We start from the raw sequence: 25,263 nt of genomic DNA on the forward strand, positions 1-25,263 counted from the left end.
CAAGGGTATAATACGGAAAAATTAGATTTATTTACGGAAACCAATATGACCCACACCGTCCATCTGCAGTTTGAAGAAATTGACAATACCGTGTTGCAACGCCTGTGCGGCGCGCTCGACAGCAATCTCGAAGCCTTAGGTAAAGCCCTTGATATCCAAATCAGCCGCCGCTTCGAACATTTCACCTTCATGGGCGAACTGGCACACGCCGGCCGCCGTGCCTTGCTGTCGCTTGCCGAAGCCGCAGAAAAAGGCGACTTAGACGACAACGCCATCAGCCTAGCGGCCGTTGAAGCCAAAACCGCAGATGAAAAACACGAAGAGAAACACCACGACCAACAATACTATTTCCGCACCAAACGCGGCAGCATCGGCGGCCGCACCCCGCGCCAAAACGGCTATATCCGCGCCTTGCTCAACCACGATGTCGTGTTCGGCTTAGGCCCTGCCGGTACGGGTAAGACCTATCTTGCCGTTGCCGCCGCCGTCGATGCCATGGAAAAACATCAAATCGAACGCATCGTTTTGGTGCGCCCAGCAGTCGAAGCAGGCGAAAAATTAGGCTTCCTGCCGGGCGATTTGGCGCAAAAAGTCGATCCCTACCTGCGACCGCTTTACGATGCGCTTTACGATTTGATGGGTTTCGACCGTGTAACCAAACTGATGGAAAAAGGTTTGATTGAAATTGCGCCGCTGGCCTATATGCGCGGCCGCACCTTAAATGGCGCGTATGTCATTTTGGACGAAGCGCAAAACACTACGCCCGAACAAATGAAAATGTTCCTGACCCGTATCGGCTTCGGTGCCAAAGCAGTCATTACCGGCGACATCAGCCAAATCGACCTGCCGCGCAACATCAAATCCGGCTTGAAAGATGCACGCGAAAAACTGCGCGATGTAGAAGGCCTGTATTTCCACACCTTCACCAGCGAAGACGTCGTCCGCCATCCTTTGGTGCAAAAAATCGTCGAAGCCTATGAAGCTGCCGAAGAACAAGCCGAAAAGAAAAACGGCGAATAATCTTTTCAAACACTTAAGGCCGTCTGAAAATCAAATTTCAGACGGCCTTACTACATCATTCTCCCCATAATACTGCTATAATCCGAAAATCAAGTAAAACAACGACTTCAAAAGGAAAAATATGACCCTCAAGCCACCCGTCCGAATTGCCGTTACCGGCGCGGCAGGCCAAATCGCCTACGCCACCCTCTTCCGTATCGCCGGCGGCATCATGCTCGGACGCGACCAACCCGTTATCCTACAGCTGCTCGACCTGCCGCAGGCACAACAGGCATTGCGCGGCGTGATTATGGAAATGCAGGATTGCGCCTTCCCGCTCCTTGCCGACATCTTCGCCACAGACGACCCCGAAGTCGCCTTCAAAGATGCCGACATCGCCCTCTTGATTGGAGCGCGCCCGCGTACGCAAGGCATGGAGCGCGCCGACTTGCTGCACGCCAATGGCGAAATTTTCAAAGTACAAGGCGCGGCGTTGAACAAAGTTGCCAATCGCAACGTTAAAGTCCTCGTTGTCGGCAACCCGGCCAATACCAACGCCTACATCGCCATGAAATCTGCACCCGACATCCCTCCGGAAAATTTTACCGCCCTGATGCGTCTCGACCATCACCGCGCCGTCAGCCAAATTGCCGAAAAAATCAACCGCCCGATTACTTCCATCGAGCAAATGTGTGTCTGGGGCAACCACAGCCCGACTATGTACGCCGACTACCGCTACGCCACCAGCAACGGCGAGTCCGTCCAAGACATGATTACCGAACCCGACTGGAACACCGAAGTCTTCATGCCGAAAATTGCCGGACGCGGTGCCGCCATTATTGCCGCACGCGGTTCATCATCCGCTGCCTCTGCCGCCAATGCCGCCATCTACCACCTGCGCGACTGGTTGCTCGGCAGCAGTGGTAAATGGATAACCATGGGCGTTCCATCCGACGGCTCTTACGGCATTCCCGAAGGTTTGATTTTCGGCTTCCCCGTCATTTGTGACGAAGGCAGCTACCGCATCGTCCAAGGCTTGGACTTGTCGGATGAATTCAGCCAAAAACGTATCGCCGCTACGCTGGCCGAATTGGAAGAAGAGCGTTCAGCCATCCAGGATCTACTCTAAAACAAAGGCCGTCTGAAAACCAAATTTCAGACGGCCTTTACTGTACAGCCTTATTCCGCCATATCAATACACAAATATTTCAATTCCAAATATTCGTCCACACCATATTTACTGCCTTCACGTCCCAAACCGCTGCGTTTTACGCCGCCAAACGGTGCTACTTCATTACTGATTAAGCCCGTATTGATGCCGACCATGCCGTATTCCAAGGCTTCGCCGACGCGCCATTGACGGGCGGTGTCAGAGGTAAAAAGGTAAGCTGCCAAACCGTATTCCGTATTGTTCGCAGCCTCGATAACTTCGGCTTCGGTTTCAAAACGGAACACCGGACACAAAGGTCCGAAGGTTTCCTCGCGAGCTACCGCCATTTGCGCCGTAACGCCGCTTAAAACAGTCGGCTCAAAAAATGTTCCGCCCAACGCGCTGCGTTTGCCGCCAGTCAGGCAAACCGCGCCTTTGGAGAGCGCGTCGGCGATGTGCTGCTCGACTTTCTCCACCGCTTTTTCCTCAATCAATGGCCCTTGGTTGACGCCTTCATCCAAGCCGTTGCCCAATTTGAGCGCAGCCACTTTTTCACTTAATTTGCTGCAAAATTCGTCGTAAATGCCGGATTGAGCGTAAACGCGGTTGGTGCAGACGCAGGTCTGACCGCTGTTGCGGAACTTGCTGGCCAGAGCGCCTTCAACGGCTTTGTCCAAATTGGCATCGTCAAACACGATAAACGGCGCATTGCCGCCCAGTTCCAAACTGAGTTTTTTAATGTCTGCCGCGCTGTCGGCAAAAATCTTCGCGCCGACTTCGGTTGAGCCAGTAAAGCTGATTTTGCGCACAGTCGGATTCGTGGCAAATTCATGGCTGATTTCCGAAGCACTACCGCTGACAACAGGCAACAAATCCTGCGGCACGCCGGCTTCATAAGCCAAAACGACCAATGCATACGCACTCAAAGGCGTGAGCGATGCAGGTTTAACTATCATCGCACAGCCCACCGCCAAAGCAGGCGCAGCCTTGCGCGCAATCATCGCAGACGGGAAGTTCCACGGCGTAATCGCAGCGGTAACGCCGACAGGCTGTTTCAGTACAACCAGTTTTTGCGACGCTTTCACACTTGTCAGCACATCGCCGTCAATCCGCCGCGCCTCTTCCGCAAACCAGCGCACAAACGAAGCCGCATAATCAATTTCACCACGCGCCTCAGTCAGGCTTTTGCCCTGCTCCATCGTCATGATACGCGCGAGTTCTTCTTTGTTTTCTTTAATCAAAAAATACCAGCGCCACAACACATCGGCCCGCTCCAACGCAGTTTTTGCCGCCCATAATTTTTGTGCCGCCTCTGCCTTTTGAATCAAAAGCTTCAGGCCGTCTGAATCAGTCTTACGGACAAACGCCAAAGCCTCACCTGTTGCAGGGTTATCAACTTTAATGGCATCTGGAATCGGAGAAAAGGAAATATCGGGATGATTGAGCAAACGTGCAAAATCTTTCATGAGAAACGACCTTTCTAAAACCGAGGATATACGTTCATTATCATATTCATACCATGAAAGCGCAACTGAATCGCAAAATAAGACAACAGCAAAGGTCGTCTGAATATCTTATAGCCGGCCTTTGCTTTAACGACATCATATCTATCTTAATAACGAATGAAATACGATTATTAATACCCTACCTCAAAAGGATAAGACACATGTATTACAACTATTTGCTATAATACAAAACTCATCTCGACCCTCATCTAAAATTCCATTTTCAGACGGCCTTTGTCTGTTTATAAGGCCGTCTGAAATATTTTCCGTCCATCCTCTTCTGCCGAACCATGATTCCATCTGATTTCATTGACGAGCTTTTGTCCAAAGTCGATATTGTCGATATTATCGACGAACAGGTTCCGCTGAAGAAAGGCGGGGCGAACTATATGGCCTGCTGTCCGTTTCATAAGGAAAAGACGCCATCGTTTTCGGTCAGCCCGACCAAGCAGTTTTACCATTGCTTCAGTTGCGGGGCTCATGGTTCGGCGATTGGTTTTGTGATGGAACATCAGGGGCTGTCGTTTCCGGAGGCGGTGCAGTTTTTGGCTGATCGCGTCGGTATGACAGTGCCTAAAGTTCGCGGGCAGGAAGACAACCCCGAAATCCGTGCCGAACGTAAAAAAAAGCAACAAACTTTGGAAGAAACGACGGCGGCGGCGGCGGATTTTTATGCGCAACAGTTGAAATTCAATCCGGTGGCGAAGGCTTATTTGGATAAGCGCGGCTTGAGTGCGGAAGTCATCGCGCATTATGGTTTGGGCTATGCGCCTGACGGTTGGCAACCTTTGGCGCAAGTATTCCAACCCTATCCGAATACTGCGTTAGTGGATACGGGTATGGTCATTGATAACGAAGGCAAACATTATGACCGCTTTCGCCATCGGGTTATGTTCCCCATCCGCAATCCTCGCGGACAGGTCATCGGCTTTGGTGGCCGCGTATTGGATGACTCCAAACCCAAATACCTGAATTCTCCCGATACCCCTTTGTTCGATAAAGGGAAAAACCTTTACGGGCTATATGAAGGGCGTGCTGCCGTAAAAGAGGCAGGACGGATTTTGGTGGTCGAAGGCTACATGGACGTGGTCGCATTGGCGCAGTTCGGCGTCGGCTACGGCGTAGCGGCTTTGGGTACGGCAACCACGGCGGAACACGTCAAAATCCTGATGCGTCAGGCCGACAGTATTTATTTTTGTTTTGATGGCGACAGCGCGGGACGTAAAGCGGCTTGGCGCGCGCTGGAAAATGCGTTACCGCAATTAAAAGACGATAAATCGCTGCATTTTCTATTCCTACCCGAAGAACACGACCCAGACAGCTACATCCGTGCCTATGGCAAGGCTCAATTTGAAGATGCCTTGTTAAACCAAAGCAAGCCCCTATCGGAATACTTTTGGGAACATCTTTCAGACGGCCTCAACCTCAATACGCAAGAAGGCAAAGCAGAATTGGTCAAAACCAGTTCTCCGCTTTTAGCGCAAATTACCGCGCCGGCATTGGGCTATCTCCTGAAACAAAAACTTAGTGAGTTGGTGGGTATTGATCCTGACAACCTCGCCCAGTTACTCGGACAAGAAGCGCCCAAGCGGCACGTCAAACAAAAAAGTTACAAACTGCCGCCTATTTCTGTCAAACAGCCAACCATGCTGACACTGGTTCAAAGACAGATACGAAGCCTCTTGATAAATCCGGCTTGGGCTTCATATATAGACCTGCCCGATTATCTGGCGTTAAGCGGCGATTTTGCCTGCCTTGCCAATTTGGCCGAAACCATCAAGCATCACGACACGACTCCTGCAACTGCACAAGTGTTTGAATATATGCGCGGTTCGCCCTATGAGGAAACCGTCAATCAAATCTTTTTATCGACCCTTCACTCTGAAGAAATGGAAGGGGATAACGAAGAAGATTGCGAAAGTTTCCAAATCGGCATGAAAAAGTTGTTAAATGAATTAAAATACAGTCAAATCGAAACTTTAAAGCAAAAAAGTATTCAAACTGGTTTGACTGAAAATGAAAAAAGACTATTGCTGTCGCTTTTGACGGCAAAGCAAAACTAACCCCTCAGGCCGTCTGAACAATCTAAACACACGCTGCGAAACATGACACGCAGAACACTCCATCTGTAATATTTTCAGACAGCCTCAGAGTATTAAAGTGAAATCTGATTTCACAACAAAAAGCTCTGCTCCGCCTTCAGGTACGGCCACATCACCGTAAACCGTCGGCATCCTATCAACCTAGAGAGCAATCCATGTCTAAAAACCAAAACTACGAAGAATACCAAGACCAAGATGACAACCGTCCCTTGAGTATCGAAGAGCAGCGCGCGCGTCTGCGCCAACTCATTATCATGGGTAAAGAACGCGGCTACATCACTTATTCTGAAATTAACGACGCTCTGCCCGACGATATGTCCGATGCCGAACAAATCGACAACATCGTCAGCATGATTTCCGGCTTGGGCATCCAAGTAACCGAGCAAGCCCCCGATGCTGAAGACATCCTCTTGAGCGACAACGCCGCCGCCATGACCGACGACGATGCTGTTGAAGAAGCCGAAGCAGCACTCTCCAGCGCAGATTCAGAATTCGGCCGCACAACCGACCCTGTGCGTATGTATATGCGTGAAATGGGGCAAGTCGATCTGTTGACGCGTGAAGACGAAATCATCATCGCCAAAAAAATCGAAAATGCACTGAAAAACATGGTGCAGGCAATCTCCGCCTGCCCGGGTTCGATTGCCGAAATTCTGGCGTTGATCGAGCAAGTCCGCAACGACGAAATCCGTGTGGATGAGGTCGTTGAAGCCATCATCGACCCTAATGAAGTTTTGTTGAACGAATTGGGCTTAGGTCATTTGGAAAATGCCAAACCTGATGATGAAGAAGGTGAAACCGATAGCGATGATGAAGATGGCGACGAGGAAGATGAAGACGATTCAGGTAACGACTCTGAAGCCATATCCGCCGCCCATTTAGCCGAACTGAAACAAAAAGTTTTGGAACACTTCGCCTTTATCGAGAGCGAATACGGCAAAATGATCAAGCAGTTGGAAAAACACGGCAGTCAGCACGCCAACTACCTGAAACACCGCGATGCCATTGCCAACAAACTGTTAGAAGTCCGTTTTGCCACACGTCAAATCGAAAATTTGAGCAGCAACCTACGCAGTCGCGTTGAAAACATCCGCAAACTCGAACGCGAAATCCGCGATATCTGTATCGACCGCGTACGTATGGAACGCGACTACTTCATCGAAAACTTCCTGCCTGCTATTACCGATTTGGAATGGGTTGAAAAAGAAGTAGCCAAAGGCCGTGTATGGGCAAACGCATTGGATCGTTTCCGCCACGCCATCCTAGAAAAACAAGCCGAGCTGGCCAATATGGAAACCGAAACCCGCATTTCCATCGAAGAGTTGAAAGAAATCAACAAAAACATGGTACTGAGCGAGAAAGAAACCTCAGCAGCCAAACAGGAAATGATTCAGGCCAACTTGCGTTTGGTTATTTCCATTGCCAAAAAATACACCAACCGCGGCTTGCAGTTCCTTGATTTGATTCAAGAGGGCAATATCGGTCTGATGAAAGCGGTGGACAAATTCGAATACCGTCGCGGCTACAAGTTCTCGACTTACGCCACATGGTGGATCCGTCAAGCGATTACCCGTTCCATCGCCGACCAAGCGCGTACCATCCGCATTCCGGTTCACATGATTGAAACCATCAACAAAATGAACCGTATCTCGCGCCAATACCTGCAAGAAACCGGTGAAGAACCTGATTCCGCCAAACTGGCCGAGTTGATGGAAATGCCGGAGGACAAAATCCGCAAAATCATGAAAATCGCCAAAGAGCCGATTTCCATGGAAACACCGATTGGCGACGACGACGATTCGCACTTGGGCGACTTCATCGAGGATGCCAACAACGTTGCGCCGGCAGAAGCTGCGATGTACACCAGCCTGCACGAAGTAACCAAAGAAATCCTCGAAAGCCTGACCCCGCGCGAAGCCAAAGTGTTGCGTATGCGTTTCGGTATCGATATGAATACCGACCACACTTTGGAAGAAGTCGGCAAACAATTTGACGTAACCCGCGAACGTATCCGTCAAATCGAAGCCAAAGCCCTGCGCAAGCTGCGCCATCCTACCCGCAGCGACCGCCTCCGCAGCTTCCTCGACAGCGAAGAAAACAAATCGTAAAAGCAAACCGCAGGTTGAAAGACCTGCGGTTTTTATTAAAATACAAAAAGGCCGTCTGAAAACCAAATCTCAAAAGATTTAATGGTTTCAGACGGCCTTAAATTTTATTCAGCCTCAGTGGTTTTCTTTTTTGGACGGCGGCGGCGACGTTTGGGTTTGCCGTCAGTTGATCCACTTTGTTTCTGACGTTTGCGCTCATTGGCCGCAGTCATTTGCTGACGGGTTTCCTCATCGGCATGCTGGAAAGTTGTCCACCAAGAAGCCATCTCTTTATCAACCTCGCCAACTTCGCTACGCAAAATCAGGAAGTCATAAGCGGCACGGAAACGGGCTTGAGCCAACAGACGATACGGGCGCGCACCGCGCATATTGTCGAATTGCGGCTGAAATTGCCAGATTTCACGCATGGTTGCAGAGAATCTTTGCGGTACGCCCCAACCTTTCTCCACCGTATCGCGCATGGTGTTCATCGCATCCATCAGCGCAGGGACAGGTTTTTGACCATGGCTTTGATTGCGTTGCCAAATGGCGTTTAGTGTCGGCCACAATACCGCCGCCAATACAAAACCGACAGAAACGGACTTATCCGCACGAAGACGCTCGTCGGTATTTTTCAAAGCCAACATAATCATACGTTTGTCGGCTGCTTCGGCAGTTTTCAAGGCATCTAAAAGCGGATGGATGCCTTCGGGAATACCCAACTCGTTCAACCGTTTCAAACAGGCACGGGAATGGCCGGAAAACAGGATTTTCATGATTTCGTCAAAAAGACGGGCCACCGGTTCATTTTTCAGACGGCCTGCGTATTCGGCAATCGGCAAAGCCGTTTGCTCTTCCACTTCAAAGCCCAACTTACCCGACAAACGGACGGCGCGAAGAATACGGACGGGATCTTCCTGATAGCGTTCAGCAGGATTACCTATCATCACCAATTTCTTATCGGCAACATCAGCCACGCCTTGATGGAAATCCCAAATTTCCTCTTTAATCGGGTCGTAATACAGCGCATTGCAAGTAAAATCGCGGCGCATGGCATCTTCTTCAATGCTGCCGTAAGTATTGTCCTTCATAATGCGGCCTTGCGCATTTTGCTGAACCTTATCGCCACCGCGAAACGTCGTCACTTCAATAGTTTCAGGACCAATCATCACATGAACGATTTGAAAGCGGCGGCCGATAATGCGGCTGCGGCGGAATATTTTACGGATTTGCTCCGGCGTGGCATCGGTTGCAATATCAAAATCTTTGGGTTCAACCCCGAGCAACAAATCCCGAACGGCTCCCCCTACAACATAAGCCTGAAAACCGGCTTCATGCAGGCGTTTGGCAATTTTCTCAGCGGCAAAGCTCAACATATCCGCATGGATACCATGTTGCTCAAGCGGAATAATCTCCTTTTCGGGCAACGACTTGACGTGTTTTTTAGGCAACACTTTATGCAGCCATTTTTTTAACATAAGCAGCTCTTTTCACGATAAAAAAGGCCGTCTGAAACTTGTCCGGCTTAAGCCTTTGCACAATATCCTGCCGTAGATTAAAGACAAAACATTGAGCAAAGGCTTCAGACAGCCTAAAAAAGACGTGCCATTATACCTTATGGAAGTTCGATTAATTAGCGTATTGGCAAAAAATATCGGCTATAATGACGGTCTGACAACGATTCAGGCAAAACATCATGTACCACTACAAATCCGAAGCTACCCAATTCCTCGACAAACTCATGTCCGACCATCCCGAATTAGAAGCGCAACGCCTCGAAAACCGCCATTTACTGTGGGATGTAACCCTTAATCCGGCCGAACAGGCTGAATTTGAAGCGGCCAAAGTCAACAAAAAACCTTACACCTACTATCAAGACTAACCCGTATCGGTATGACGACCAACACCCACAATACCGATCCGGCGTTACAGCAGTACCTCAACAGCATCGGTCAGCACGAACATCCCGTTTTGACCGCATTGCGTGAGCGTACCCAATCACATCGTCTGGGAAAGATGGCCATCGCCCAAGAGCAGGCAGCCATGTTGGTGTGGTTGGCCAAATTATTGAATGCTAAAAAATATTTGGAAGTTGGTGTCTTTACCGGTTACAGCAGCACCGCCATGGCGCTTTCCCTCCCCGAAGACGGCAAAATCACGGCTTGCGACATTAATGTAACCTTTACCGATATTGCCCGAGAAACATGGCAGGCAGCAGGTATAGCGCATAAAATCTCGCTTCATCTGCAACCAGCTTTGCTGACTTTGGACGATTTGATTGCGCAAGGCGAATCGGAAAGCTACGACTTGGCACTTATCGATGCCGACAAACCGCCTACGCCAAAATATTTCGAACGCTGTTTGCAACTGGTACGGAGTGGCGGCGTGATTGCCATCGATAATATCTTGTTGGGTGGGCGCGTCATGAATGAAGCTGCCGAAAATGATCCGCCAAGCTTGGATATCCTGCGCCATTTCAACCAAAATCTGCCGCGCGATACACGCATTATTCCCATTACCCTGCCTGTCGGCGACGGTTTGACACTGCTACTAAAAAAATAAAACGACACAATCCGATGAAAACATTATCACATTCCCTGTTTCTTTTGCCGCTTACTCTATTGGCCACATCGTGCGCCGTTTCCCATCCTCTTCAACCAGCCGATAATCCTAACTTCGTCCTGCCGGATATTCCGCGTGAGCCTTTGCCTGAAAAAAGTATTCCCTATCCGCGTTTGGACGCACAAACCCAGATTGACCACTTAGGTATACAAATTGCCCGACTGGAACGCACGGTTGAAGAATTAAATCAACGCTTGCACACATTGGAACAACAACGGACTATCAAACGTCCGACTACTTCTGCTTCCAATCCCAAAGCCCAGCGATTGGACGACCGCAAGCTGAAAATGAACTATTTGGCAAATGGCGGCGGCGTGCCGTCTGAAACAGACTCAGCCGCACAAAACGAATTACGCCTTTATAATCAGGCGCAAAAATACTATCAGCGTAACAACTATTCCGCCGCAGTGGCCATTTTGAAAGAGGCTGACGGCGGCAATGGCAGCGAAATTGCCCGCCGCAATATGTACCTGCTCCTGCAAAGCCAACAACGTCTGGGCAACTGCGAATCCGTTATCGAAATCGGCAACCGCTACGCCAACCGATTCCGCAACAGCCCGCAAGCTCCCGATGCCATGTACAGCATCGGCCAATGCCAATACAAACTGCAACAAAAAGACATCGCCCGCAGCACATGGCGCAAACTGATACAAAGCTTCCCCAACAGCGAAGCGGCAAAACGCGCTTCCATCAGTCTCAAACAAAGATAAACGTTCAGACGGCCTTGTCATCCCCAAGGCCGTCTGAATATTTTTTTACCCTTAATCCATTCAAGCAAAAGGAACTCTTCATGATCCAAGTCGGCATTATTATGGGCAGCAACAGCGATTGGCCGGTGATGCAGCAGGCAGCACAATTTCTCAAAGAATTCGGCGTTGAATACGAAGCGCGTGTCGTCTCTGCACACCGTACGCCTGATTTGATGTTTGAATACGCCGAAACCGCACGCGAACGCGGCATCAAAGCCATCATTGCCGGCGCAGGCGGCGCAGCGCATTTGCCAGGCATGGTTGCAGCCAAAACCACGGTGCCCGTCTTGGGTGTTCCCGTGCCCAGCAAATATCTGCGCGGCGAAGACTCCCTGCTTTCGATTGTACAAATGCCCAAAGGCGTTCCTGTTGCCACATTTGCCATTGGCGAAGCCGGTGCGGCCAATGCAGCGCTGTTTGCTATTTCACTTTTGGCCAATGAAAATCCTGAATTGGCTGAAAAATTGGCGGCTTTCCGTGCCAAACAAGAGCAAACCGTTCTAGCCATGGAATTGCCTGAAGCATAACTGACAAAGGCCGTCTGAAAGTTGTAAAGGGAAACTTTGATTTCGTTTTACGATTGTTTAGACGGCCTTAGTGTTTTATCAAATTGAATTAATGCCATGAAAACCCTAGCATTCATCCTACTCTCCACCCTGCTTTGCGCCTGCCAAAGCCCAAGTACTCCTACTCAATCAACTGCCATCCCATCTCAGCAACAAGCCCAAGATACAAATGGAAACCTGATTATCTTCTATGATGCCCAAACCGGTTCTGCGCCATTGCTAAAAGCAGTGAAAACCTCGGGTGCAAGTTTGATTTATGAATACAAAAACCTGAACGGCATTGCTATTCGTCCGTCTTCCAAGACCAAGATTGAAGATGCCATTGCCTATTTCAAAAAAATAAATGGCGTATTGTCGGTCGAACAAGACCGACTGCTTAAACTTCAATAAATAAACTATTTTCTAACCAAATAAAAAAGGCCGTCTGAAACGTATCACTACGATTTCAGACGGCCTTAACCTTTTCAATAAATTAAATCATGCCTCTGCCTTGCGCTTTTGGCTTGGCTTGGCCGAATTCCAATTTACTCAGCGCAGATAAATAGGCTTTGGCAGTTGCCACCAATACGTCGGTATCCGCACCTTGGCCGTTGACCACACGGTCGCCACGTTGCAGGCGGACGGAAGTTTCGCCTTGGCTTTCTGTACCTTGAGTTACCGCATTGACAGAGTAAATCTGCAAGGTTGCGCCACTTTGTGCTACGCTTTCAATGGCTTTGAAGATGGCATCAACAGGGCCTGAGCCGCTAGCGGAAGCGTGTTTTTCTTCACCGCGAATACTGAACACAATATCGGCGCGCGGCTCTTCACCAGTTTCAGTGCTGATTTTTTGGGAAATGAATTTGTAGCTTTCGGTATTCATATTGCCCATTTCGTCAGACACCAAAGCGTGCAGGTCTTCATCAAAGATTTCGCGTTTCTTATCCGCCAGCTCTTTGAAGCGTGCAAATGCCGCATTCAACGCCTCTTCACTTTCCAACTCAATACCCAAATCTGCCAGCTTGGTTTTGAAAGCATTACGGCCGGAGAGTTTACCCAAAGTCAGGCGGTTGGTTGACCAGCCAACTGATTCGGCAGTCATGATTTCATAGGTTTCAGGGTGTTTCAACACGCCGTCTTGGTGGATGCCTGATTCGTGTGCAAAGGCGTTTGCGCCGACTACTGCTTTATTTGGCTGAATCGGATAGCCGGTAATAGTAGATACCAGTTTGGATACTGGCACGATTTGCGTGGTATCAATGCCGGTTTCCAAGCCGAAAAGGTCGTGGCGCACTTTCAACGCCATCACGATTTCTTCAAGGCTGGCATTACCCGCACGTTCACCCAAACCGTTGATGGTACATTCCACCTGGCGCACGCCTGCCTGAACAGCGGCCAGCGAGTTGGCAACCGCCATACCCAAGTCGTTGTGGCAGTGGGTCGACCAGACTACTTTGTCGCCGTTGGGCACGCTTTTGATGATGTTACTGATACGCTCGTACCATACGGAAGGGATGGAGTAGCCGACAGTATCGGGAATATTGATGGTGGTTGCGCCTGCCTCGATAACCGCCGTAAAGATTTTGGCGAGAAAGTCCAAATCCGAACGCACGGCGTCTTCGGCGGAAAATTCCACATCGTCAGTATATTCTTTGGCAATTTTTACCGCTTTGACCGCCGCATCGATGACCTGCTGCGGCTTCATTTTCAGTTTGTGCTCCATGTGGATGGGGCTGGTGGCGATAAAAGTGTGAATACGTTTTTTCGGAGCAGGGGAAACAGCTTCGCCTGCTTTGCGCACATCGTTTTCAACGGCACGCGCCAATGAGCAAACTGTAGATTTAGTAATGATTTTGGCAATCGCATTAACCGATTCAAAATCGCCCGGACTGGCTGCTGCAAAACCTGCCTCAATCACATCGACACCCATCTTTTCCAACTGGCGGGCAATACGGATTTTCTCCTCTTTGGTCATGGATGCGCCGGGGGACTGCTCACCGTCGCGCATGGTGGTATCGAAAATGATAACGCGGTTGGTTTGTGTCATTTCTGTTCTCTCCAGAGATTCATTTTTTTGTAAAAAAGCATTCAAATCAAGCGGTCTGCCTTGCGCTTCCGCCAAAGCGGTCAGTTTTTGCAACTGAGCCAAAGGCAGGGACCCGCGTGTACGCCATTTGTAGATAGCCGCTGTGGTCGCAGCATTTTCCGGGTCGTGCTGTTTCAGAGCTTCGGCCAGCGCGTTTACGCCGCCAAAATAGGCAACCAAACGGTCAATGTCTAATTGCATGATGTTCCTTGTCCAAATCTGATTAAGATTATTGTGTTCTGGTTTTGCATTATACTCATTTTAGACAAAACGACAATCTATTTTTATCAAAATATTGGTATAAATTTTAAAACTTGAGAAATTTTTATACATTTTGTCTAATTTGGACTATTAAAAGCTCCTCTCAAACCGAACACATCCTAAATATAGTAAACTAATCCCCTATTTCCCCGATTTGAAACACATTATGCCCCATACCATCCCTACCAACCGCTCCGACATCGAATGGCGCAACGAAAGTACACAAAAGCCACCCAAGCAGGCGGTTTACATACAAGAAGCAGGCGCAACAGAAATCTTAAAAAATGCCCACGCGCAAACTGCAACTGTTTGGACTGGCGATTTTCACAATGCCAAGCAAGTCTTATCTGCAATGAAAAAACGTATCCGCAGGCCGTCTGAAAAAAAGAAAGGCGCACCTGCCGATATTCAGACAGCCTTTCATGCCCACCGTATGAAACAGGCGCAACAAAGCCGTTTGCTCAATATGCTTGCCATCGAAATCCAACCTAATTTTCAACTGGACAATGCACGCGCACCCGACATCTACGCCGCCTTGTGCGATGTTTACGACACACTAAACGACAAACCGTTTCTTTTGCCGCTAAATCAATTATTGGGTTTTATCGGTGCACACGAATGGCACAAAAAAGGCATAGACATTCCTCAGCTTGATGGAAAAATCCATGTTCCTTTCGGCGTATTCTCTCCACTGCGCGGCGAGTATTTGGATTTAATCACACAAGCCCCACTCGCTCCCCATATTCAGACGGCCTTTGACATCGGCACCGGCTCAGGTGTTATTGCCGCAATTTTGGCCAAGCGAGGCATACCCGACATCATTGCCACAGACACCAACCCAAAAGCAATAGCCTGCGCCACAGCAAACCTTGAGCGTCTAAGCCTGGATAAAGCTGTCAACATCCAATCGATTGATTTATTTCCCGAAACTTGCGCCGACCTTATCGTCTGCAATCCGCCTTGGCTGCCGGCAAAACCGACCTCTGCCATCGAGACCGCCCTTTACGACCCCAATCATGCCATGTTAACCGCGTTCCTCAACGGCGTACGCCAGCACTTAAATCCAAACGGCGAAGCCTGGTTAATTATTTCCGACTTGGCAGAACACTTACATTTGCGCAACAAAGACTTTCTAAACCAATGCTTTCAGACGGCCTCACTCAATGTAGTCGATATTTTGAAAACTAAACCGCAACACAAAAAAGCAATAGATGAATCCGATCCTTTGGCGTTTGCCAGAAACAAGGAAACTACTTATCTATACCGTTTGAAAGCGATATAAAATCAAGGCCGTCTGAACATTCGGACGGCCTTTAAGCATTTTTATAAAAGAAAACGGCATATCCGTAAAGATATGCCGTCGATGGGAGCAGGGACTGCTATATTTGGCAGTGGTTTGTATTTTAGTCCTCTTGCGCCGCTGTTTGCAGGTAGTTTGGCAAACCAACTTTACCAATCAATTCCTGCTGAGTTTCAAGCCAGTCGATGTGTTCTTCGTTGATGTCTTTTTGTTTTTCCAACAAATCACGGCTGACATAGTCTTGTTGCTCTTCTGCAAGAGCGATGGCTGCAACCAGAGTATCATGTTTTTCATACTCTTTTTTCAGATCGCAGGCAATGATTTCTTCGGTAGATTCACCGATCAACAGTTTACCCAATTCTTGCAGATTAGGCAGACCTTCCAAGAACAAAATACGCTCGATTAAATCGTCTGCGGATTTCATTTCGCGGATGGATTGTTTGAAGAAGTGTTCGCCCAATTCTTCAAAGCCCCAGTTTTTCAAAATGCGGGCATGCAGGAAGTATTGGTTAATGGTAATCAGCAACAAACCTAAGTTTTTGTTCAGCTCGCGAATAACTAAGCGATCGCCTTTCATATTCAGCTCCTTAATATGTTATACGCTAGATTACAGTTGGCTTTGGTAGTAGTTGCCTTCGCCGACCAATTCGATCAGACGCAGTTGTTGTTCCAACCAGTGAGCGTGATCTTCTTCAGTGTCTTTCAGTTGGGCAATCATCAAATCGCGGGTAACGTAGTCTTGAGCTTCTTCGCACAATTTGATGCCTTTTTTCAGCGCATCGCGTACTTCGTATTCAGTGTTCAAGTCTGCTTTCAGACAAGAGATTACGTCAGTACCGATGTTCAGTTCGGCACGTGTCATTTTAGGCGTACCGCCCAACATCAGGATACGACGGATGAAGTCTTCGGCGTGAGTGGTTTCTTCTTCCATCTCGTGGCTCAAACGTTCGAACAATTTGGTGTAACCCCATTCAGAGTACATGCGAGAGTGAATAAAATATTGGTCGCGAGCAGCCAACTCACCAGACAATAATTCGTTCATGTAATCAATAACTGCTTGGTTGCCTTGCATAATTCTTTCTCTTTCTTTTAAAAGTTGATAATCACGAAATGAAGATTCGTGTGTTGTTAGGGAATGAGGTAATTGTATGCACAAGTAGCACTTTTGACAAATTTTCTATTTAAAATACAAACAATTATCAAAAAATTTAACCTGCCTAAAAGGCCGTCTGAAAAATTAATCCCCTGTTTTTAATAACAATTTTTTGACATTGTTATTAAGAATCCATTGCATTATTCAAAAACATTTACATTCGTTAACCATAAATAAAAGCAAATAATCCAACAAAATCAATCAAATTTAATTATGAATTATTCTCAACTGCTTTTGCCTCATTTTTTTTAATCATCCACTCCGTCAACATTTAGGAATCGTGCTATAATTACCAGTTATCTTTTTTTTAAGCACCTAGCTGAAACACATAAATCATCATGAAACAAATCCGCAATATTGCCATCATCGCCCACGTCGACCATGGCAAAACCACATTAGTTGACCAATTGCTGCGTCAGTCCGGTACATTCCGTTCCAACCAGCAAGTCGAAGAACGCGTCATGGACAGCAACGATCTTGAAAAAGAACGCGGCATTACCATTCTCGCTAAAAATACCGCCATCGAATATGAAGGCTACCACATTAACATCGTAGATACCCCGGGACACGCCGATTTTGGTGGCGAAGTGGAACGTGTATTGGGCATGGTTGACTGCGTCGTACTGTTGGTTGACGCACAAGAAGGCCCTATGCCGCAAACCCGTTTCGTGACCAAAAAAGCCTTGGCTTTGGGTCTGAAACCTATCGTTGTCATCAACAAAATCGACAAACCGTCTGCCCGTCCAAGCTGGGTTATCGACCAAACATTCGAATTGTTCGACAACTTGGGCGCAACTGACGAACAATTGGACTTCCCTATCGTCTATGCTTCCGGCCTGTCCGGCTTTGCCAAATTGGATGAAAACGACGAGAGCAGCGACATGCGTCCTCTGTTCGAGACCATTTTGAAACACACGCCTCCTCCAAGCGGCAGCGCAGACGAAACGCTGCAACTCCAAATTTCCCAACTGGACTACGACAACTACACCGGCCGCCTCGGTATCGGCCGCATCCTGAACGGCCGCATCAAACCCGGCCAAGTCGTTGCCGTGATGAATCATGAAGAACAAGTTGCCCAAGGCCGTATCAACCAACTGTTGGGTTTCCAAGGCTTGGAACGCGTACCTTTGGAAGAAGCTGAAGCCGGCGACATCGTGATTATTTCCGGTATCGAAGACATCGGTATCGGCGTAACCATTACCGACAAAGACAATCCTAAAGGCTTGCCTATGTTGAGCGTGGACGAGCCGACCCTGACCATGGACTTTATGGTCAATACTTCTCCTTTGGCCGGTACTGAAGGCAAATTCGTGACTTCCCGCCAAATCCGCGACCGCCTGCAAAAAGAATTGCTGACCAACGTTGCCCTGCGTGTTGAAGATACTGCCGACGCTGATGTATTCCGCGTTTCCGGCCGTGGCGAATTGCACCTGACCATTTTGTTGGAAAACATGCGCCGCGAAGGCTTTGAATTGGCAGTCGGCAAACCGCGCGTGGTATTCCGTGAAATTGACGGTCAAAAATGCGAGCCTTACGAAAACCTGACTGTGGATGTGCCGGATGAAAACCAAGGTGCCGTTATGGAAGAGCTTGGCCGTCGCCGTGGCGAATTGACCAATATGGAAAGCGACGGCAATGGCCGTACCCGCCTGGAGTACCACATTCCTGCCCGCGGCCTGATCGGTTTCCAAGGCGAGTTCCTGACTTTGACCCGCGGTACCGGCTTGATGAGCCACGTTTTTGACGACTACGCACCGGTTAAACCCGATATGCCCGGCCGTCACAACGGCGTACTGGTTTCTCAAGAGCAAGGTGAAGCTGTTGCTTATGCCCTGTGGAACTTGGAAGACCGCGGCCGTATGTTCGTTTCTCCAAACGACAAAGTCTACGAAGGCATGATTATCGGTATTCACAGTCGCGACAACGACTTAGTGGTAAACCCTCTGAAAGGTAAAAAACTGACCAACGTCCGTGCCAGCGGTACAGATGAAGCCGTGCGCCTGACTACGCCTATCAAATTGACTTTGGAAGGCGCAGTTGAGTTCATCGACGATGACGAACTGGTTGAAATCACGCCACAATCCATCCGCCTGCGTAAACGCTACCTGAGCGAATTGGAACGTCGCCGTCATTTCAAAAAACTAGACTAATTCTGTTTGATTGACGCATTTTAAAATTAAGGCCGTCTGAAAAGTGTTTTAGAAATCCTAGATTTCATTTTTACGCTTTCAGACGGCCTTTTATCATCCGTTCAAATAAAGTAAATCGGCATTTCTTCCGCTTTTACTGCCGCTTCATCAGCGCGATCATTTTTACGATATTGCCCCGGCGGTATCCCATATTGCTTTTTAAATGCCTTGCCAAAATGCGTTTCTGATTGAAAACCGACCGATAGTGCAACCGATAAAACCGAATCCGCCGTCTGTTTCAACAATAATGCTCCCTGTTGCAAGCGAATACTGTTAACAAAGGCGTGCGGGCTTGTGCCCGTCTGCTGCTTAAATACCCGCATTAACTGGGCGCGAGACAAGTTGGCAATTGCGGTCATTTTCTCGATATTCCATTCCTCTTCCGGCTTATCCACTACTGCCTGAAGCAGATTCCGCAGGCGTTTGTCCTGCCAACCATTCAACAAACCGCTTAATTGCGCTTCCCCATTTTTCTCCAGGCTGGCTCGAAGTAGAAATACCAACAACACCGAAGCCAATGCGTTCACAACCGCTACCGAACCGGACAAGGCTTGACCGCTCTCATACTGCAACAATGCCACCAAATACTGCAAAGAAGGATGGTTGATATTCAGCAAAACCGTGTCAGGCAGCCCCGCCATAATATCCGCCTGCGCTTCATATTCAAACCGTGCACAGAAAAGATGCAAAGCCGCATCGCCTCCTGCATGACTTCGCTTGACTTTAAATGCGCCTTTTTCACTCGTCAGCACATTAACACCAAGATTTTCACAACTGCTGTCACTGCTCAAAGTATGCCCTACGCTGCGCGGAAAAAAAATGATATCCCCCGCACTCAGCAGCCTTGCCTCTTGCTCCCCATCAATTCGGATATAACCCGAACCGGCAGTTACGATATGCACCAAACCATGCGCACGCTTTGGTTCATGCCGCACATACCACTCCCCCCGAAACAGACATTGAACATCCACGCTGCCTTTTACCTGCGCCAATTCGACCAGCCTATCCAAAATATCCATAGTGTTTTTTACCAATAAATGAGATGTTTTGACGATTTAAATCTTCAAATTATTGCAATAATACACACACCAAACACAAACGGATAGGATTTTTTATCTTATCCACTCACATTAAGAAAGGACATATCATGTTTAAAGACTGGCCTGAACATACCGCCTTGGTAAAAAAAGCATTCGGCGAACTGGGTAAAAACCATCCTAAAATGCTGCAAGCCTACGGCGCACTGGATCAAGCAGCCGCTGCCGAAGCACTGGATGCCAAAACTCGCGAACTGATCGCCATCGCCGTTGCCATTACCACACGTTGCGAAAGCTGCATCAGCGTGCATGCCGCCGCTGCAGCCAAGGCAGGTGCAACCGAAAGCGAAATCGCCGGCGCATTGGCCACCGCTATCGCACTGAACGCAGGTGCCGCTTATACATACGCTTTGCGCGCTTTGGAAGCAGTAGAAACCCAACGCTAATCGGTTTGTAAAATCAGGCCTTCTGAAAGACGACTCCCCTTTCAGACGGCCTGATGAAATGCTAAACTGATAAAGTTATCATATTGTTTTCTGTCTGATAGGAGATTGAACCATGAAGAAACTGCTGACCGCCGTACTTTTTGCCGCCGCTATTGCCACTCCTTTGGCCGCTTCCGCAGCCTCTATGCCTAAGGTTGAAAAAAGCGCGGCACAGCCTGCAAAAGCAAAAGGGGTTTGGATTGATGTCCGCTCTGCCGAAGAATTCAAAGAAGGTCATTTGCAAGGTGCACTCAATATTCCGCACGACCAAATCGTTGACCGCATCAAATCCGTGAGCCCGGATAAAAACGCACCGGTCAACCTCTACTGCCGCAGCGGCCGCCGAGCAGAAGCTGCGCTGACTGAGCTGAAAAAAGCCGGCTACACCAACGTAACCAACCATGGCGGTTATGAAGATTTGGTGAAAAAAGGTTTGAAATAAATCTAGTTGATTTTAAAAAGGCCGTCTGAGACTTTTCAGACGGCCTTTATTGCCATTACAGACAGCAACTTCCAAATCTCAAACGTTTGCTGAGACCGGTTTCGTGAATTAATTGTTTGATAACCAAAATATTGGTGTTATCGGCCAACGCGCGAATGCTGTGCGCCTCCATCGGCTCAAGACGGATAACTTGCAAGCCTTCGGTCTGCAAAACTTCGTCCACCGTTTTGATTTCGGCTTTGCCGTTTAAAACCAAAAGCAAAATAATCGCATCCGCCTCATATGCCGGAATTTCATTATTCTTCTGCAGTGAAAGCTGAACAATCTCTTGATTGCCGTCTGAAGCAATCACGCCGCCCAATAAAGCTTTGGGGTCTAATTCATAATGTTTCATTATTATCCTTTCCGCCCAAACGTTGCCGATTCATGGACAATCGCTCAAGCAAACCAGTACAATACGGCCCATCTTACCGATAGACACAATATTGTCACATGAACATATTAATCTCAAACGACGATGGTTATCTTGCGCCCGGTTTGGCTGTTTTGGCAAGAGTATGTGCAGAATTTGCCAATGTCAGGGTGGTTGCGCCCGAACGCGATCGCAGCGGCGTCAGCAATTCCCTGACTTTAGACCGTCCTTTACAACTGAAACAGGCGGAAAACGGGTTTTACTATGTGAATGGCACCCCTACCGACTGCATTCATGTCGGCCAACACGCCCTTGCCGATTTCAAACCCGACTTAGTTTTGTCCGGCATCAACAACGGCGCAAACATGGGCGACGATACGCTTTATTCCGGTACGGTTGCCGCTGCGACGGAAGCCTACCTGATGGGCATACCCGCCATTGCTTTCTCCCTCGCCGACTCCAGCGCCCGTTATTGGGAAACCGCGGAAAAAGCCGCTTGGATACTGCTTTCCTACTTTCTCAAACGCCCTATTTCCGAACCCATCTTATGGAACATCAATATCCCTGCCGTCGCACCTGAGGATATCCAAGGCATAAAAATTACACGGCTCGGCCGCCGTCATCATGAACAAAGCATTGTTCCCATGTATAATCCACGTGGCGAACAAATTTATTGGATTGGGCCGGTCGGCGATGTTTCCGACAGCGAAGAAGGTACCGACTTTAGCGAATGCGCATCCGGCTTCATCACGATTACCCCCCTGCAAGTCGATTTGACTGCCTACGGACAAATGGAGCAAACCGCTTCCTTTTGGTCAGAAATCCCTGCGCCTTAACAGTCCCTAACAGCCGAACACTTGAGAAACAAGCATATTTTTATTATGATATGCCCCGACGAGAACAATTACCCGAATACGAAAGTCATTAACATGTTGAAAAAAAGTGTATCTTATGCCGGATCGGCAGCTTTGGTTTTATTACTTGCAGCCTGTGCCAGCCAACAACCGGCTCCTGTAGTCGTCGGCACACAAAGCGGTGGTTCAACAACAAGCTCTACCGCTGACAATCCTTACGGTGCAGCGCCTTACAATACCAACACCAGCCCAGCGGCAGATGCTCCATACACTCCGCCGGTAAGTACACCTGCTCCAACGTACAACAGCGGCAGCACCGGCACTTACACGCCTTCTTATGCGCCTGTTGATATTAATGCAGCGACACATACCGTTGTTCGTGGTGATACCGTTTACAACATCTCCAAACGCTACAACATTACCCAAGACAATCTGCGTGCATGGAATAACTTGGCCGACAACACCATCAGCATTGGTCAAACCCTCCGTGTGAAACCTGAAGGCTACGTTGCACCTGCAGCTTCTGCAAGCAAACCTTCTACTCCAACAACTACAACTACTGCTCCGACTCCAAGCACGCCTGCCAATACACCGACCGTATCTACCGGCAGCAGCCGCAACGTCAGCGGCATCACATGGCAGCGTCCGACTACCGGTAACGTTATCGCCAACTTCGGCGGCAGCAACAAAGGTGTGGATATCGCCGGTACGCAAGGCCAGCCTGTTGTTGCAGCGGCAGACGGTAAAGTCGTTTACGCAGGCTCAGGCTTGCGCGGTTACGGCAACTTGGTCATCATCCAACACAACTCCTCATTCTTGAGCGCATACGGTCACAACCAACGCCTGCTGGTTAATGAAAACCAAACCGTGAAACGCGGTCAAACCATTGCGCACATGGGTAATACCGATGCATCCCGCACTCAGTTGCACTTTGAAATCCGTCAAAACGGCAAACCAGTCAATCCGGCAAATTATGTTGCCTTCTAAGCTGATTCAAGCAACCTAATTTCAATTCAATCCCTGCCTAAATATCATTTAGGTAGGGATTGTTTGTACCGGTTTCCCATGAAATTTCATCTTCCTCTTCTTTATACCCTGCTATTGGGCGGTTGCGCCGCGTTTTTGCCATCATTGGACGAACGCACCCAAAGCAGTTATCTTGACATCCCTTCAACGCCGCGACTGGACAGCGCCTTAGGTATTCCTTCTACCCCCTCCAAGGCCGATATTTCCCATATCTATCTGCTGAACGATGCCCATGAAGCCTTTGTTGCCCGAGCAGCCTTAATTGAAGCCGCCGACCATACTCTTGATTTGCAGTACTATATCTGGCACAACGACATCTCCGGCAAGCTTTTGTTCAACCTGATTCATCGCGCGGCCGAACGCGGCGTCCGTGTGCGTTTGCTTCTGGACGACAACAACACCAACGGCATGGATGATCTCCTGCTGGCACTCGACAATCATCCCAATATCGAAGTCCGTCTGTTTAATCCCTTCATTTTCAGAAAATGGCGTGCGCTCGGCTACGTTGCCGACTTTCCGCGACTTAACCGCCGAATGCACAACAAATCCTTTACCGCCGACAACCGTGCCACCATTTTGGGCGGACGCAATATCGGCGACGAATATTTTAAGGTTAACGACGATACCATCTTTGCCGACCTCGATATCCTCGCAACAGGACGCGTAGTAACAGAAGTGTCCCAAGACTTCGACCGCTACTGGGCAAGCCATTCCGCCTACAATGCAAGTAGCATAATCAAACGGGGAAACCTGCAAAAAGGACTAGCCGAACTTAATTACACCGACCAAGATAAAAACCAAACGCTCATCCGCTACCGTCAAAGCATTGAACACTCCAACCTCTATCAAAAAATACAGAGCAACCTTATGGAGTGGCAAAGTGTCAGCACACGCCTGATCAGCGATGACCCGGCCAAAGGCTTAGACCGTGACCGGCATAAACCGCCTATTTCCGAACGCCTACAAGACGCCCTCAAGCAACCTGAAAAAAGCGTTTACCTTGTCTCACCCTATTTTGTGCCCACAAAATCGGGCGTTAAAGCCATAGAAAAGCTGATTCACAACGGCGTGGACGTTACCGTTTTGACCAATTCGCTCCAAGCAACCGACGTTGCCGCCGTCCATTCCGGCTACGTCAAATACCGCAAGCCCTTGCTTAAAGCTGGGGTCAAACTCTATGAGCTCCAGCCCAACCACGCCGTTCCGACCTCCAAAGACCGCGGCTTGACCGGTAGCTCCGCCACCAGCTTGCACGCCAAAACATTCATCGTGGACGAGAAACGCATTTTCATCGGCTCATTCAACCTCGACCCACGTTCCGCACGCCTCAATACCGAAATGGGTGTCGTCATCGAAAGTCCCCAAATCGCAGGCCAAATGCAGCGCACCCTCGTTACGACCACCCCAAACTACGCCTATCAGGTAACGCTTGGCAATTACAATAAACTATACTGGTATGACCCAAGTGAAAAACGAACTTACGCACAAGAACCAGAAGCCAAATTCTGGAAACGGGTTACTTCAAAAATCCTGTCCATCCTGCCCATAGAAGGATTATTATAGAGACCGTCTGAAAACATAAATCATGCGACCGGAGAAATTCACCATGTCTCGACTCATCTGCAAAACCCTATTTGTTTGTACCACCAGCCTATTGTTGGCCTCCTGCGGCACCACCAGCAAACACAAATCCCACAAGCCGCAAATAACCGCCAGAAAAGTCCAACCTGTCCGCATTTCCCATATTGACCGCACACAAGGTTCGCAGGAATTGATGCTTCACAGCATGGGCCTGATCGGCACGCCCTACAAATGGGGCGGCAGTACCACAGCCACAGGCTTTGACTGCAGCGGCATGATCCAATTCGTCTATAAAAACGCCCTCAATGTCAATCTGCCACGCACCGCACGCGATATGGCCGCAGCCAGCCGTAAAATTTCCGATGACAAATTAAAAGCCGGCGATCTTGTCTTTTTCAATACCGGCGGCGCACACAAATATTCCCATGTCGGCCTCTACATCGGCAACGGCGAATTCATCCACGCCCCCAGCAGCGGCAAAACCATCAAAACCGAAAAACTTTCCACCCCGTTCTACGCCAAAAACTATTTGGGCGCACATACCTTTTTTACTGAATAAATCAAGGCCGTCTGAAAGGTATCGCCACATCATCGATACCTTTCAATCTATTGCTGATGAGTCAAGCTTGATTACAAGATAAGCCCTGCAAAAATTTACCCATAACAAAACACCATCAA

General features: G+C 48.7%; 24 protein-coding genes. 17 read left to right on the forward strand and 7 right to left on the reverse strand.

Features of this window, described 5'->3' with window-relative positions; translation table 11 throughout:
* Positions 1 to 45: 45 nt before the first annotated feature.
* Complete coding sequence (locus HMPREF2952_RS09955; protein ID WP_004520317.1) at positions 46 to 1,020, forward strand: PhoH family protein; 975 nt, start codon at positions 46 to 48, stop codon at positions 1,018 to 1,020.
* A gap of 121 nt (positions 1,021 to 1,141) precedes the next feature.
* The gene (locus tag HMPREF2952_RS09960) at positions 1,142 to 2,128 is read left to right on the forward strand and encodes a malate dehydrogenase (protein ID WP_003680720.1); all 987 of its coding nucleotides are present in this window, start codon (positions 1,142 to 1,144) and stop codon (positions 2,126 to 2,128) included.
* A 50-nt stretch (positions 2,129 to 2,178) separates the two neighbouring features.
* Here the strand turns inward: HMPREF2952_RS09960 and HMPREF2952_RS09965 are convergent, their stop codons facing one another.
* Positions 2,179 to 3,615, reverse strand: a complete 1,437-nt coding sequence (locus tag HMPREF2952_RS09965) for an NAD-dependent succinate-semialdehyde dehydrogenase (RefSeq protein WP_004520316.1) — start codon at positions 3,613 to 3,615, stop codon at positions 2,179 to 2,181.
* Positions 3,616 to 3,944: 329 nt separating this feature from the next.
* Here HMPREF2952_RS09965 and dnaG point away from each other — a divergent pair, with 329 nt between their 5' ends.
* Both dnaG and rpoD read left to right on the forward strand, forming a co-directional pair.
* A complete protein-coding gene (gene dnaG / locus HMPREF2952_RS09970) occupies positions 3,945 to 5,717 on the forward strand; it encodes a DNA primase (protein WP_049335257.1) in 1,773 nt (590 codons plus the stop codon).
* Positions 5,718 to 5,911: 194 nt separating this feature from the next.
* Positions 5,912 to 7,864: an RNA polymerase sigma factor RpoD gene (gene rpoD, locus HMPREF2952_RS09975; RefSeq protein ID WP_004520313.1), complete on the forward strand. Its 1,953-nt coding sequence runs from the start codon at positions 5,912 to 5,914 to the stop codon at positions 7,862 to 7,864.
* A 104-nt stretch (positions 7,865 to 7,968) separates the two neighbouring features.
* Here the strand turns inward: rpoD and HMPREF2952_RS09980 are convergent, their stop codons facing one another.
* Positions 7,969 to 9,321 (reverse strand): polynucleotide adenylyltransferase PcnB, encoded by a 1,353-nt coding sequence (locus HMPREF2952_RS09980; RefSeq protein WP_004520312.1) that lies wholly within the window; start codon positions 9,319 to 9,321, stop codon positions 7,969 to 7,971.
* A gap of 218 nt (positions 9,322 to 9,539) precedes the next feature.
* On the opposite strand from HMPREF2952_RS09980, the gene HMPREF2952_RS09985 reads away from it, so the two are divergent.
* From HMPREF2952_RS09985 to HMPREF2952_RS10005, 5 genes are all read left to right on the forward strand, one after another.
* Positions 9,540 to 9,725 carry a DUF3460 family protein gene (locus HMPREF2952_RS09985; protein ID WP_004520311.1) on the forward strand — a complete coding sequence of 62 codons (186 nt, stop codon included), beginning with the start codon at positions 9,540 to 9,542 and terminating at the stop codon, positions 9,723 to 9,725.
* 11 nt (positions 9,726 to 9,736) lie between these two features.
* Positions 9,737 to 10,405: a class I SAM-dependent methyltransferase gene (locus tag HMPREF2952_RS09990; protein ID WP_004520310.1), complete on the forward strand. Its 669-nt coding sequence runs from the start codon at positions 9,737 to 9,739 to the stop codon at positions 10,403 to 10,405.
* 14 nt (positions 10,406 to 10,419) lie between these two features.
* Positions 10,420 to 11,175 carry a tetratricopeptide repeat protein gene (locus HMPREF2952_RS09995; RefSeq protein WP_004520309.1) on the forward strand — a complete coding sequence of 252 codons (756 nt, stop codon included), beginning with the start codon at positions 10,420 to 10,422 and terminating at the stop codon, positions 11,173 to 11,175.
* Positions 11,176 to 11,255: 80 nt separating this feature from the next.
* Positions 11,256 to 11,741 (forward strand): 5-(carboxyamino)imidazole ribonucleotide mutase, encoded by a 486-nt coding sequence (gene purE, locus HMPREF2952_RS10000; protein ID WP_003686478.1) that lies wholly within the window; start codon positions 11,256 to 11,258, stop codon positions 11,739 to 11,741.
* 96 nt (positions 11,742 to 11,837) lie between these two features.
* A complete protein-coding gene (locus tag HMPREF2952_RS10005; RefSeq protein WP_004520308.1) occupies positions 11,838 to 12,170 on the forward strand; it encodes a hypothetical protein in 333 nt (110 codons plus the stop codon).
* A gap of 82 nt (positions 12,171 to 12,252) precedes the next feature.
* Here HMPREF2952_RS10005 and HMPREF2952_RS10010 read toward each other — a convergent pair whose 3' ends face one another.
* Positions 12,253 to 14,046, reverse strand: coding sequence for a 2-isopropylmalate synthase (locus HMPREF2952_RS10010; RefSeq protein WP_049330811.1), 1,794 nt, complete (start codon positions 14,044 to 14,046; stop codon positions 12,253 to 12,255).
* A 226-nt stretch (positions 14,047 to 14,272) separates the two neighbouring features.
* On the opposite strand from HMPREF2952_RS10010, the gene HMPREF2952_RS10015 reads away from it, so the two are divergent.
* The gene (locus HMPREF2952_RS10015; protein ID WP_049335259.1) at positions 14,273 to 15,388 is read left to right on the forward strand and encodes a methyltransferase; all 1,116 of its coding nucleotides are present in this window, start codon (positions 14,273 to 14,275) and stop codon (positions 15,386 to 15,388) included.
* A gap of 121 nt (positions 15,389 to 15,509) precedes the next feature.
* Here the strand turns inward: HMPREF2952_RS10015 and bfr (HMPREF2952_RS10020) are convergent, their stop codons facing one another.
* Positions 15,510 to 15,983: a bacterioferritin gene (bfr, locus tag HMPREF2952_RS10020; RefSeq protein ID WP_049335261.1), complete on the reverse strand. Its 474-nt coding sequence runs from the start codon at positions 15,981 to 15,983 to the stop codon at positions 15,510 to 15,512.
* Between the two features lie 30 nt (positions 15,984 to 16,013).
* On the reverse strand, positions 16,014 to 16,478 hold the full coding sequence (gene bfr / locus HMPREF2952_RS10025; RefSeq protein WP_070695632.1) for a bacterioferritin: 465 nt from the start codon (positions 16,476 to 16,478) through the stop codon (positions 16,014 to 16,016).
* A 419-nt stretch (positions 16,479 to 16,897) separates the two neighbouring features.
* On the opposite strand from bfr (HMPREF2952_RS10025), the gene typA reads away from it, so the two are divergent.
* Entirely contained in the window at positions 16,898 to 18,709 is a 1,812-nt protein-coding gene (gene typA / locus HMPREF2952_RS10030; RefSeq protein ID WP_070625580.1) for a translational GTPase TypA, read from the forward strand.
* Between the two features lie 101 nt (positions 18,710 to 18,810).
* Here the strand turns inward: typA and HMPREF2952_RS10035 are convergent, their stop codons facing one another.
* On the reverse strand, positions 18,811 to 19,767 hold the full coding sequence (locus tag HMPREF2952_RS10035) for a cupin domain-containing protein (protein WP_070695633.1): 957 nt from the start codon (positions 19,765 to 19,767) through the stop codon (positions 18,811 to 18,813).
* 128 nt (positions 19,768 to 19,895) lie between these two features.
* Here HMPREF2952_RS10035 and HMPREF2952_RS10040 point away from each other — a divergent pair, with 128 nt between their 5' ends.
* Positions 19,896 to 20,231, forward strand: coding sequence for a carboxymuconolactone decarboxylase family protein (locus HMPREF2952_RS10040; protein ID WP_003686488.1), 336 nt, complete (start codon positions 19,896 to 19,898; stop codon positions 20,229 to 20,231).
* A 112-nt stretch (positions 20,232 to 20,343) separates the two neighbouring features.
* The gene (locus HMPREF2952_RS10045; protein ID WP_003686323.1) at positions 20,344 to 20,712 is read left to right on the forward strand and encodes a rhodanese-like domain-containing protein; all 369 of its coding nucleotides are present in this window, start codon (positions 20,344 to 20,346) and stop codon (positions 20,710 to 20,712) included.
* A gap of 55 nt (positions 20,713 to 20,767) precedes the next feature.
* Here HMPREF2952_RS10045 and HMPREF2952_RS10050 read toward each other — a convergent pair whose 3' ends face one another.
* Positions 20,768 to 21,106, reverse strand: a complete 339-nt coding sequence (locus tag HMPREF2952_RS10050; protein ID WP_004520298.1) for a cupin domain-containing protein — start codon at positions 21,104 to 21,106, stop codon at positions 20,768 to 20,770.
* A 98-nt stretch (positions 21,107 to 21,204) separates the two neighbouring features.
* Here HMPREF2952_RS10050 and surE point away from each other — a divergent pair, with 98 nt between their 5' ends.
* The 4 genes from surE to HMPREF2952_RS10070 all read left to right on the forward strand — a co-directional run bounded on the left by surE (position 21,205) and on the right by HMPREF2952_RS10070 (position 25,144).
* A complete protein-coding gene (surE, locus tag HMPREF2952_RS10055) occupies positions 21,205 to 21,960 on the forward strand; it encodes a 5'/3'-nucleotidase SurE (protein ID WP_004520297.1) in 756 nt (251 codons plus the stop codon).
* Between the two features lie 93 nt (positions 21,961 to 22,053).
* Positions 22,054 to 22,965, forward strand: a complete 912-nt coding sequence (locus HMPREF2952_RS10060; RefSeq protein WP_049335267.1) for a peptidoglycan DD-metalloendopeptidase family protein — start codon at positions 22,054 to 22,056, stop codon at positions 22,963 to 22,965.
* 78 nt (positions 22,966 to 23,043) lie between these two features.
* Positions 23,044 to 24,567, forward strand: coding sequence for a phospholipase D family protein (locus tag HMPREF2952_RS10065; protein WP_004520295.1), 1,524 nt, complete (start codon positions 23,044 to 23,046; stop codon positions 24,565 to 24,567).
* 43 nt (positions 24,568 to 24,610) lie between these two features.
* A complete protein-coding gene (locus tag HMPREF2952_RS10070; protein ID WP_004520294.1) occupies positions 24,611 to 25,144 on the forward strand; it encodes a C40 family peptidase in 534 nt (177 codons plus the stop codon).
* The last annotated feature ends 119 nt before the right edge of the window (positions 25,145 to 25,263 follow it).

Origin of the sequence: Neisseria sp. HMSC068C12, from assembly GCF_001814095.1 — a bacterium.
GTDB classification, from domain to species: domain Bacteria; phylum Pseudomonadota; class Gammaproteobacteria; order Burkholderiales; family Neisseriaceae; genus Neisseria; species Neisseria perflava.